This is a genomic window from Congregibacter sp. (assembly GCF_047617445.1).
GTDB lineage: Bacteria > Pseudomonadota > Gammaproteobacteria > Pseudomonadales > Halieaceae > Congregibacter.
In genome coordinates, this window is the sequence record NZ_JBLGBE010000040.1 from 17,541 (window position 1) to 28,406 (window position 10,866).

Genomic DNA, 10,866 nt, shown 5'->3' on the forward strand with positions numbered 1-10,866 from the left:
TAGGATTATCGCACAACCGAGCGCGGACGCCGCGATCTAGACGTTCTGACTTGGCCAGGCAAGGCCAGCGGCAACCGCCAGCAAAAGCCAACTGACCGGGGGCGCCTGCTCGAGCATCTGCCTAACCGGTGGGAGTGCCGCTCCGGCAGCGACTACACACACCATGGCAGCGAGATAGCGACGTCGTGCCCGGGTGTCCTGTTTACGGCGACTTTTGCGTTCCGCGGTGAGCAGTTGCTCACTACGCTTGTGGTTCTCTCGCTGACCCTGCAGGTTCTCCATGAGTGCCTCTGGCAGCTGCGGAAGCTGTTCCAGCCAGGTCGGAGCGTGCTGCTGCAAACGCTTGATCATACTTTGAGGGGAGTAGCGCGCATTGACCCACTTCTCAAGGAACGGCATGGCGGTATCCCAAAGATTGAGTTCGGGATAAAGCTGGCGGCCAAGCCCCTCAATATTGAGGAGAGTCTTTTGCAAAAGCACTAATGAAGGCTGAACCTCCATATCGAAGCGAGCCGCGGTTTGAAACAAGTAGACCAGCAATTGCCCGAAAGAAATTTCTGCGATGGGGCGTTCAAAAATCGGTTCGCAGACCGCGCGCATTGCGGACTCAAAGTCCTGCACTCTAGTGTCTGCGGGTACCCAGCCACACTCGACATGCAGCTGCGCGACCTCATGGTAGTCGCGACGGAAAATAGCCAATAGATTCCGTGCAAGATAGTACTGATCAGCTTCGCTTAGAGAACCAATGATGGCGCAGTCGATAGCGATATAGCGCGGGTCCTTGGGGTCTGCGGCATCAACAAAAATATTCCCCGGGTGCATATCGGCATGAAAGAAGCTGTCACGAAAAACCTGGGTGAAGAAAATCTCTACGCCGCGCTCACCCAGTACCTTCAGGTTCACCTCTTTGGCGCGCAGAGTGTCCATATCTGTAACGGGGATGCCGTAAATACGCTCCATCACCATGACGTTACGGCGGCTGTAGTCCCAAAAAACCTCCGGTACATACATCAGGCTGCCATCGGCAAAGTTGCGCCTGAGCTGCGAGGCGTTGGCGGCCTCACGACCCAGGTCCAATTCGTCGAGGATGGTCTGTCTATAGTCGCGTACGACTTCGACCGGGCGCAGTCGCTGACCATCCCGAAGCCAGCGCTCAATAAAGCGCGCAATCATGGCCAGCAATGCCATGTCTTTATGGATTACCAGTTCGATGTCCGGGCGAATGACTTTGACTACCACTTCTTGGCCTTCGCGAGTTCGTGCGCTGTGCACTTGCGCTACCGACGCCGAGGCCAGTGGGTCGCGATCAAAGCGCTCGAATAGGGTGTCTACATCGCCGCCCAGCGCTGCCTCAATGATGTTCACCGCCAGTTTGGCGTCGAAGGGAGGCACTTGGTCTTGCAGGATCGCAAGTTCGTCAGCGATATCGGCAGGTAGCAAATCCCGGCGAGTCGATAGCATCTGCCCAAACTTGATAAACACCGGGCCGAGGTCCTCCAGGGCGCGTCGTAAACGTTCACCTCGCGTACCTTCGCAGGGGCTGAGACGCCAGGGGTTGAGGCGCAATAGGGGGCTTAGCAGGCGATGTTGAGCCTGTTCAGGAAGTAGTTCGTCCAACCGGTAACGGCCCGCTACACGTATGATTTCGACGCTTCGGATGAGGCTGGACATCAGGCTGGGCGCAGGCGTTCAAGGCGCAGTCGCAGGCGTTCCACGCGTTGCTCAAGACGCTCACTGCGTTCACTCAGTTGCTGCACATCCTCGTAAAAGTGCTCGAGAGCGAGTTTGGGCGGTGTCACACGGGCCTCTTCGATGGCGAACTCCTCTAGCTGCCGCCGGAAGTTGTCACCGGATTGTCGTGACCAGTGAAAGGCAGCGCTGAGCATGCCCGCCAGCTGATGACCCGCGACGTCGCCAAGACCTGACACCAGCGGCGCTTCCCAATCAATATCCAGATCGTTGAATACGCGCTGCATATCAATGAGCGTGCTGCTGTTGCCCTCTAACTGAATGCCGCCATTGATGAGCGCTGCGGCCGGATCTTTGGCTTGAGCTAGGCTCGCAAAATCCTGAGCTGTGCCAGTCACTCGCGTTGTCACGGGGCCATCATGTACGCCCTGCAAGCGCAGCTCACCATTCGCTTCACTGTAAAGATAGAGGGTGATCGCCGGGCGAGTGCACTCCAATGCCAGGATTCGCCCCGCAATAGATTTTAGAGCTTCGACGCTGTGAGGCGACAGGCGCAGTGCCGCATTGGCAGCAGCTTCCGCGGCGGCCAATCCTGCTGTATGTAGCGTGGGCATACGGATGTCGGACATGTTTAGCTTTTGAAGCCGCGATGAACCGCGACTACGCCGCCGGTCATGTCGTGGAAGTCACAGCGGGTGAAACCCGCGTCTTCCATCATTTGCTGCAGTGTCTCTTGATCTGGATGCATTCTGATGGACTCAGCCAGATACTGGTAGCTCTCGGCGTCACCGGCAACCAGTCTGCCCATGAACGGCAGAACCCCGAAGGAATAAGCATCATAAGCTTTGCTGAGCAGGGGATTGCGAGGCTTGGAAAACTCGAGAATAAGTAGACGGCCGCCGGGCTTGAGTATGCGCAACATCGAGCGCAGGGCCAGGTCCTTGTCCGTCACATTGCGCAGGCCAAAGGCGATGGTGATGCAGTCAAAGTGACCGTCGGGGAAGGGCAGATATTGAGCATCGGCTTGTACATAATGGAGGTTGCCGCGTACACCCTTATCCAGCAGTCGGTCCCGCCCCACGCGAAGCATGCTCGCATTGATATCCGCCAATACGACTTCGCCTTCGTCGCCCACCATGGGCGCGAATTTGGCAGCCAAGTCACCAGTGCCTCCAGCAATGTCCAGCACACGATTGCCCCGGCGCACACCGGAGAGCTCAATGGTGAAGCGCTTCCAAATGCGGTGTATGCCCGCAGACATCAAATCATTCATGACGTCGTAGCGGCTGGCTACCGAATCAAAGACGCCGCGGACCATGTCTGCTTTTTCGTCGGCCTTTACGTCACGGTAACCAAAGTGGGTAGTGTCTTCTTCGCTCATGCTCTGCATCCCAATTGCGAGGGCGCATTGTAGCTTGTAGTGTCTTGGGAAACAGTGCTTCGGGCAGATCACTTGCCACGTTTAGCTGTGGGAGAGGATCTCGCCGATTCAGGGCTCGAAGTGCACAACTTGAGTGTCGGGATCCCTAGACTTGCTCGCTTCAGCAATATCATCTAGGTAGGCCTGCCAGAGCTCGGCCTTTTGAGAACACAGGCGGTAGAGGTAGTCCCAGGAGTACAGGCCGGTATCGTGCCCGTCATCAAACACCAGCTGCAGTGCGTAATGTCCCACAGGCTTGATATCGACGATCCGCACATCCCCCTTACCCACCTGCAGCACTGCCTGAGACTTGTGATGTCCGCGCACTTCCGCCGAGGGGGAGTAAACCCGCAGATACTCCCAACTCAGGCTGTAAGTCTGGGCGTCGGGGTAGTCAAGCTCCAGCACGCGCGTTTGCTTGCGCAAACGAATATTGAGCGGGCGAGGGGCATTCGTCATTGGAGAAGCATCAGAGAATAAACCTCGATAGATCTTCGTCCATCACCAGGTCAGACAATTGCGAATCTACGTACGCGGCATCTACCGCCAGAACACTCGCGTTGAGGCCGTCATCTGCGGCGCTAAAGGACGCCTCTTCCAGGAGTCTCTCGATGACGGTGTGCAAACGGCGGGCGCCGATGTTTTCGGTGCTTTCATTAAGTTGCCACGCGAGTTCGGCGATGCGCGCAATACCGTCCTCGGTAAACTTCATAGACATGCCCTCGGTGGCGAGCAGCGCCGTGTATTGCTTTGTTAATGCAGCATCGGGCTCCACTAGGATTCGGCGGAAATCTTCCGGCGATAGCGCCGCAAGCTCAACGCGAATCGGCAGGCGCCCCTGCAGCTCTGGAATCAGGTCTGATGGCTTGGAGAGGTGAAATGCGCCGGAGGCGATAAACAGAATATGGTCTGTTTTGAGCATGCCGTATTTGGTGCTCACCGTGCAGCCCTCAATAAGTGGCAGTAGATCCCGTTGCACGCCCTCACGAGACACATCGGCGCCGGCGGTTTCTCCGCGCTTTGCGACTTTATCCAATTCGTCGATAAATACGATACCGTTTTGCTCGGCCGCTTGGAGGGCGTTTTGCTTAATGTCGTCTTCGTTAACCAGCTTGGCCGCCTCTTCGTCACAAAGAGCGGTGAACGCTGCTTTGATGGGGAGGCGACGAGTTTTTGGCTGCGAGCGGGCCATGTTCGAAAACATGCTTTGCAGCTGATTCGTCATTTCTTCCATGCCCGGCGGCGCACTGATCTCGACATTGCTGGGCGTTGTTAGGTCGAGATCGATTTCTTTCTCATCCAGAGCACCCTCGCGGAGTTTTTTGCGCAACAACTGGCGTGTACCGTCACCTTGACTCGCAGTGTCGCCCTTGGGATCTCGGGCGCCGGGTAACAAGATGTCAAGGATGCGTTCCTCGGCGGCTTCTTCGGCCCGAAAACGCACCTTTTCCATCGCTTGTTCGCGCAGCATCTTCACGGCCATTTCAACGAGATCGCGGACGATAGACTCAACATCGCGACCCACATACCCAACTTCGGTGAATTTAGTGGCTTCTACTTTTACAAAGGGTGCGTTTGCCAATTTGGCGAGGCGCCGAGCAATCTCGGTTTTGCCGACACCCGTGGGACCGATCATCAAAATATTTTTTGGTGTGATTTCAGCGCGCAGAGTTTCTTCTACCTGCATTCGACGCCATCGGCTGCGCAGGGCATTAGCGACGGCGCGTTTGGCGTCCTGCTGGCCAATAATGTGCTTGTCCAATTCGTGGACAATTTCCCGGGGAGTCATATTCGACATGTTATTGGTCCGCCTCGTAATCAAGCTGCTCGATGGTGCGCTGCTCGTTGGTGTAGATGCAGATGTTCGCGGCGATACCCAGGCCTTTTTCGACGACATCTCTGGCGCTCAGCTCAGTGTTGTCCAGAAGTGCCATAGCCGCGGCTTGGGCAAAAGAACCCCCGGAGCCAATAGCAATGAGGTTGTTTTCTGGCTCGATGACATCGCCGTTGCCGGAGATCACCAGGGAGGTTTCTTTGTCAGCAACGGCCAGTAATGCTTCTAGTTGCCGCAAGGAGCGCTCGGTACGCCAGGCTTTTGCCAGCTCGACTGCCGCACGAACAAGTTGGCCGTTGTGTTTTTCCAGCTGCGCTTCGAACAACTCAAAAAGTGTGAATGCGTCCGCTGTGCCCCCCGCGAAGCCAGCCAGCACCTGGTCTTTGTAGAGACGACGTACTTTTCGCGCGTTGCCTTTCATGATGGTGTTGCCCATGGAGACCTGGCCGTCTCCGCCGACGACAACGCTGTTGCCCCGGCGCACACATAAAATGGTGGTGCCTCTGAATTGTTCCACGGTGTTTTCCTTCGCGCGTGAACTAGAGTAATGGGGGCGTGGCGCCTAACTTCAAGCGCTGATGCCTTCTCGAACTGCACCAAGCAGCGCGGTGTTAGCCTCGATTGCGCTGTATCAGGAGCGTGTCGATGTCTTGCTGGGCCGTCATGCTGCGCGCTTTCGCCATAGCCGAGCGGCTGTCAAAAGGGCCTAGGACTACGCGAAACCAGCGTCCGGTGTCGCCCTGAGTATCTTCTACGCGGGGATCAAGCCCCAGAAGTAACAGTTCACCGCGACGCCGGTCGGCATCGGCAGCCTGTCGAAAAGAGCCCGCCTGAAGTAAATACTGTTTCCCGGTTCCTGCGCTGCGAGGTTTGGGAATGTCTGCCGGATCGACGTCAATAGTCATTTCCTGATTAGGGAGCACCTCAAAAAATTCGTACTCAGGCTCTGCTGTGGTCAGCCGAGGCCCTGCTGCGGGCTGAGGACTGGCATCCGGCCCGCCCTCCGGAGGTAAGGTCACGAGATACAACATGAATGCGAGGAACAGGCCGCTGGCCACACCCGCTCCGTACCATCGCAGACCGCTGCCGCTTTGGGTGGGCATGTTCTGGCGGCTTGCGCCGCGACTGCTCTTTCGCTGCTGTGCCACGGGAGCTTACATACTCTCCGGCGCGGAAACGCCCAATAAGTCCAGGCCATTAGCAATCACCTGGCCCACGCCTGTGGTGAGTGCGAGTCGGGCGCTTCGCAGCTCGTCATCATTATCAATCAGCACTTTATGCGCGTTGTAATAGGCATGGAACTCACCCGCAAGCTCACGAAGATAGTTGGCGATTTGCTGGGGTTCGGCGCTGGTCCCGGCCCTGGTGACAATCTCCGGAAAACGAGCAAGTTGCTTGAGCACTTCGATTTCCTGGGACTCCACCAGACGCTCCAGAGCCAGTGTTTCTAGATCCAGATCAACGGAGAGGCCCTGTTCAAGAAATTTGCGTCGAACACTGCAAACTCGCGCGTGGGCGTATTGGATATAGAACACAGGGTTGTCATTGGACTGCGACAACGCGAGATCGATATCGAAGGTTAGCTGGGAGTGCGGCGAGCGGGCCACCAGGAAGTACCGCGTCGCATCACGGCCGACTTCGGTGATCAGATCCCGGAGAGTGAGGTAGCTGCCGGCGCGCTTGGACAACTTAACCTCCTGGCCCTCGCGCATAACCGTAACCATCTGATGGAGAACGTACTCTGGCCAACCTTGGGGAACACCCTCGCCAAGGGCCTGCAAACCTGCGCGCACGCGGGTCACGGTGCTGTGGTGATCTGCGCCCTGCTCGTTGATGACGCGCTCGAATCCGCGGCGCCATTTGTTGAGATGGTAGGCAACGTCGGGAAGAAAATAGGTGTATCCACCATCTTGCTTGCGCATAACCCGGTCTTTGTCGTCGCCAAAATCGGTGGTGCGCAGCCACAGAGCGTCATCCTGCACGTAGGTGTTGCCGCTGGCTACCAGGCGCTCGACGGTAGATTCGACCTCGCCGGATTCGTACAGTGACGACTCTAGGAAGAAGATATCGAATGCCACGCCAAAGCTCTGCATATCCAGGTCCTGCTCCCGGCGCAACCAGGCCACTGCGAAATCACGAATCGCAGTGAGATCATCAGCATCGCCGGCAGCAGTGACCGACTTATCGCTAGCCTCCACGCTTTCGCGCGCAAGATAGGCTTGAGCGAGTTCGGTGATGTAGTCCCCGCGGTAACCGTCATCGGGCCAGCCTTCGTCATCCGGGTTCAAACCCTTACAGCGAGCCTGTACCGAGAGTCCGAGATTATTGATCTGGGCTCCGGCGTCGTTGTAGTAAAACTCGCGGACCACTTCCCAGCCACAGGCGTTCAAAATGCGCGCGAGACTGTCGCCTACAGCGGCGCCTCGGCCGTGTCCCACATGCAAAGGTCCGGTGGGATTGGCAGACACGAACTCTACCTGAACCTTGCGCCCCGCCCCTGCGTCGTTGTGCCCAAACTTGGCACCCTGGCGGAGTACGTCTTGCAGTACGGCGGCCTGACTGTCTTTGGATAAAAAGAAGTTGATGAAGCCCGGGCCAGCTATTTCTGTGCGATCAATCGCCGTATTTTCGGGCAAAGCCGCGCAAAGCGCCTGCGCAAGCTCCCGGGGCGGCATCTTTAGCAGTTTGGCCGCAGCCAATGCGATGTTGCTGGCAAGATCACCGTGAGCTGGATCCCGGGTTCGCTCCACCTGAATCGTGGGCGCGGTAACCTCGGCTTGTCGAGCGCTGATGATGCTTTCTAGTGCCTCACTCAGTAGTGTGGCAACGGTATCTTTCATGAACGGGTTCCGTAGGCAATGCGCCGCAAAGGGCGTGCGTCGGTATTATCGCGTTTCACTACCGGCTTTGCTAGATTTGCCGCGTTGTCTGTTAAAGAACGTCGCTGGGGTCCACATCGATAAACCAGCTGAGTTCCCGAGGCTTCTTGAGAACCTCGGCGCGGTCGACCAGCAGGCGGGCCGCCGCGATAGCACTCCGCCTGGATGCGGCAATACACCACAATTGCCACCTGAAGCGGCCTGCGCGACGCGGCATCGCCGAAGGCAATGGGCCAATCAGCTGACAATCTTTAGGTAGGTACTGTTGGGACTCTCGCTTCACCGCGCGCAGGAAGGCTTCACCATCTTGTTCGTTTCTCGCGTCGCTGCGTAGAAGCATCAATTGTCCAAAAGGCGGCAAACCTGATGAGCGACGCTTCTCCAGCAAGGAAGAGGTGATGGCTTCGAAGTGCCCGTCGCGTAGTAGTTCGAACAGTGGATCGTCCGGATAATGCGTTTGTATCAGCACTTTGCCGCCAGCGGATTCCCGTCCGGCTCGCCCGGCCACCTGCACGACTAACTGCGCCATGCGCTCCTCACCGCGAAAATCTGCGCTGTAAAGCAGGGCGTCTGCGTCGATAACCCCCACGAGCTGGACCGCCGGAAAGTGGTGACCCTTGGTAAGCATCTGCGTTCCGAGGATGACACAGGGTTTTTCACTTTGGGCCACCTCCAGCAGCGACTGCATGGCGTCCACGCCGCGCATGGCGTCGCTGTCCACGCGATGCACGGGGCAGCGAAGCACCGTGTTTAAAAATTCTTCGGTTTGTTCGGTGCCAAGGCCATGGGTGAGCAGTGATCTGCTCGCGCAGTCCGGGCACTGTGGCGGCAATGCGCGCTGCGCTGCGCAATGATGACAACGAAGGCAGCGCTTGCGCAGATGCACCGTGAGCCTTGCATCGCAGTGATCGCAGTCGGCGACCCAACCACAGTCGTGACATTGAAGCGTCGGCGCAAAGCCCCGACGATTAAGAAACAGCAGTGCCTGACGACCTTGGGTTTCTACGGTGTCTCGAATTGCCGCGAGAAGGTAGTCACTAATCCCGGCATTGAGATGGAGGCCCCTCAGGTCCACGGTCTGGAGCATGGGGAGCTCCCCGCCACCCTGCCGCCCGCGAAGAAAATGGTGCTGGTAGCGCCCACGCCTCGCATTCTCCAAAGACTCCAGAGAGGGCGTCGCGCTCCCGAGAATCACCGGGCAAGCCTCCAACTGCGCGCGTTTGACTGCAACATCCCGTGCGGAATACCGAAAGCCATCTTGCTGCTTGTAAGAGCCATCATGCTCCTCATCCACAACGATAAGCCCGGGGCGTGCAAGGGGTGTGAAAATAGCCGAGCGCGTACCCATGACGATGCCGGCGCTCCCCGATTGTGCTGCCTGCCATGCGGCGAATCGCTGGCCATCAGCCATGCCGGAATGCAGCACAGCGACGGGTGTTTTGAATCGCGCTTCAAAGCGTTCAACAGTTTGTGGTGTCAGCCCGATCTCGGGGATTAACACTAGCGCCTGATCCCCGCGTTCGAGGCAGGCCGTGATTAGACGTAAATACACCTCGGTTTTGCCGCTGCCGGTCACGCCCTGGAGCAAATGGCAGTTAAATTCGCCAAGCTTCACGGCGGCCAGAGCTTCTGCTTGTTCCGCTCCTGGTGTGGGCCCGCTCTCTTTGAGATCTGCGTTGGGCTGCTCTGTCGTGCCGCGGCAGCGCTCAATAAGGTCCTTTGAGGCAAGCTCACGTAATACGGCACTGGAAACACCTGCTTCACTCAGTACGAGGGGTGGCTGCTCGCCGCGCTGCAGTGCAGCAAGAGCTTTGGCCTGAGAAGGTGCCCGGCTTAATGCGCCTTCCGGCAGGCCCTTTCCTCGGGTCGTGAGGCGCCAGTGAGTCTGTGAGAGACCCCGGCCATCGCGAAGTGCTTTGGGCAATGCGGCACTGAAAACCTCGCCCACCGGGTGTTGGTAATAATCTGATGCCCAGCTACACAGGGCCATAATACTGGGGCTAAGCAGCGGTTCTTCGTCCAGAACGCTGTTCGCAGCGCGGAGTTGCTTTTGATCGACGCTGGCCTCATCGACGGTTTCTAACAGGATGGCGGTAATTTCCCGGCTGCCAAAAGGCACGCGCAAACGCACGCCCGGACTGAGCGAGGGGAGGCTCAGGCCCTCGGGGGCGAGGTAGTCGAACGCTCGGCGCAGGGGCACGGGGGCCGCTAATCGCAGAACTGTAGGCTTTATTAATTGGGTCACGGTGAGGCGAGCATAGCAAAGCGCCGACCCTAGCCAAGCGCTAATCTGTATTGCTTTAGATGGTTGCCATTACCTTATTGCGTCACCGGCTGTTTCTGCTAAACTCCGCGCCCCGTTTGCCTCCCTCAGGGGCGGTGACTCCCGGATGCGGTGCCTGGCATAGCGCGACATGGTCCAACAAGACCTGCGTGTGGGTTCGGGTGGCGGCATCAACATACTGGAGATACACATGAAAGCTGAAATTCATCCTCGCTACGAGGGCGTTAAAGTGTCCTGTAGCTGTGGCAACACAATACAGACCCGCTCTACCTTGGGCCAAGACTTCAATATCGATGTCTGCTCTAACTGCCACCCGTTCTTTACGGGCAAGCAGAAGACCGTAGATAGCGGTGGCCGTGTAGATCGCTTTAAGAAGCGCTTTGGTTCGCGCGGAACTACTACTCGATAGAAATCGTGTGGCGGCACCCATGCGGAACTCCTTATGCTCCTCATGGCTGCCGATGATCCAGAGACGACCCCCAATCAAACGTGTGTAAACAGTGACTCCTGAGTGGCCGTCCCTACGGCATCCTGCTGCCGTAGTTTAAGGTCGCTTACCTTGGAGATCCCTCGGGCACGGTTACACTACGGAACGCAGAGTCCAGGTAAACATTCGGTGGGACCGTTGTTAGAGCTTACCTAGCTGATCCAGTCGTAGTGTTCTGCCGGCATAAACGGCACGTCCGTATCGCCGGGGAGAACACCTGCCGCCGTGAGCATTGTATGGACTTGCCCTCTGTGGTGAGTCCCGTGATTGAAC

General features: G+C 57.5%; 11 protein-coding genes. 1 reads left to right on the forward strand and 10 read right to left on the reverse strand.

Annotated elements, in window-relative coordinates:
- Positions 1–36: 36 nt before the first annotated feature.
- From ubiB to ACI9KD_RS10595, 9 genes are all read right to left on the reverse strand, one after another.
- Positions 37–1,671: a ubiquinone biosynthesis regulatory protein kinase UbiB gene (gene ubiB, locus ACI9KD_RS10555; RefSeq protein WP_414981128.1), complete on the reverse strand. Its 1,635-nt coding sequence runs from the start codon at positions 1,669–1,671 to the stop codon at positions 37–39.
- Positions 1,671–2,318 carry an SCP2 domain-containing protein gene (locus tag ACI9KD_RS10560; RefSeq protein WP_414981129.1) on the reverse strand — a complete coding sequence of 216 codons (648 nt, stop codon included), beginning with the start codon at positions 2,316–2,318 and terminating at the stop codon, positions 1,671–1,673. Before ACI9KD_RS10560 ends, ubiB begins: the two co-directional genes overlap by 1 nt.
- A 2-nt stretch (positions 2,319–2,320) precedes the next feature.
- Positions 2,321–3,070: a bifunctional demethylmenaquinone methyltransferase/2-methoxy-6-polyprenyl-1,4-benzoquinol methylase UbiE gene (ubiE, locus tag ACI9KD_RS10565; protein ID WP_414981130.1), complete on the reverse strand. Its 750-nt coding sequence runs from the start codon at positions 3,068–3,070 to the stop codon at positions 2,321–2,323.
- 108 nt (positions 3,071–3,178) lie between these two features.
- Entirely contained in the window at positions 3,179–3,568 is a 390-nt protein-coding gene (locus tag ACI9KD_RS10570) for a gamma-butyrobetaine hydroxylase-like domain-containing protein (protein WP_414981131.1), read from the reverse strand.
- Between the two features lie 10 nt (positions 3,569–3,578).
- Entirely contained in the window at positions 3,579–4,907 is a 1,329-nt protein-coding gene (hslU, locus tag ACI9KD_RS10575) for an ATP-dependent protease ATPase subunit HslU (RefSeq protein WP_414981132.1), read from the reverse strand.
- A gap of 1 nt (position 4,908) precedes the next feature.
- Positions 4,909–5,460, reverse strand: coding sequence for an ATP-dependent protease subunit HslV (gene hslV, locus ACI9KD_RS10580; protein ID WP_414981133.1), 552 nt, complete (start codon positions 5,458–5,460; stop codon positions 4,909–4,911).
- A gap of 94 nt (positions 5,461–5,554) precedes the next feature.
- Positions 5,555–6,091: an SPOR domain-containing protein gene (locus tag ACI9KD_RS10585; RefSeq protein ID WP_414981134.1), complete on the reverse strand. Its 537-nt coding sequence runs from the start codon at positions 6,089–6,091 to the stop codon at positions 5,555–5,557.
- Between the two features lie 6 nt (positions 6,092–6,097).
- Positions 6,098–7,783: an arginine--tRNA ligase gene (gene argS, locus ACI9KD_RS10590; protein WP_414981135.1), complete on the reverse strand. Its 1,686-nt coding sequence runs from the start codon at positions 7,781–7,783 to the stop codon at positions 6,098–6,100.
- 91 nt (positions 7,784–7,874) lie between these two features.
- Positions 7,875–10,022, reverse strand: coding sequence for a primosomal protein N' (locus ACI9KD_RS10595; RefSeq protein WP_414981136.1), 2,148 nt, complete (start codon positions 10,020–10,022; stop codon positions 7,875–7,877).
- Between the two features lie 274 nt (positions 10,023–10,296).
- Here ACI9KD_RS10595 and rpmE point away from each other — a divergent pair, with 274 nt between their 5' ends.
- A complete protein-coding gene (gene rpmE / locus ACI9KD_RS10600) occupies positions 10,297–10,515 on the forward strand; it encodes a 50S ribosomal protein L31 (protein WP_414981139.1) in 219 nt (72 codons plus the stop codon).
- A gap of 230 nt (positions 10,516–10,745) precedes the next feature.
- On the opposite strand, the gene ACI9KD_RS10605 is transcribed toward rpmE, so the two are convergent.
- Positions 10,746–10,866 (reverse strand): DinB family protein (locus tag ACI9KD_RS10605; RefSeq protein ID WP_414981140.1); only part of this gene is annotated, 121 nt, incomplete at its 5' end.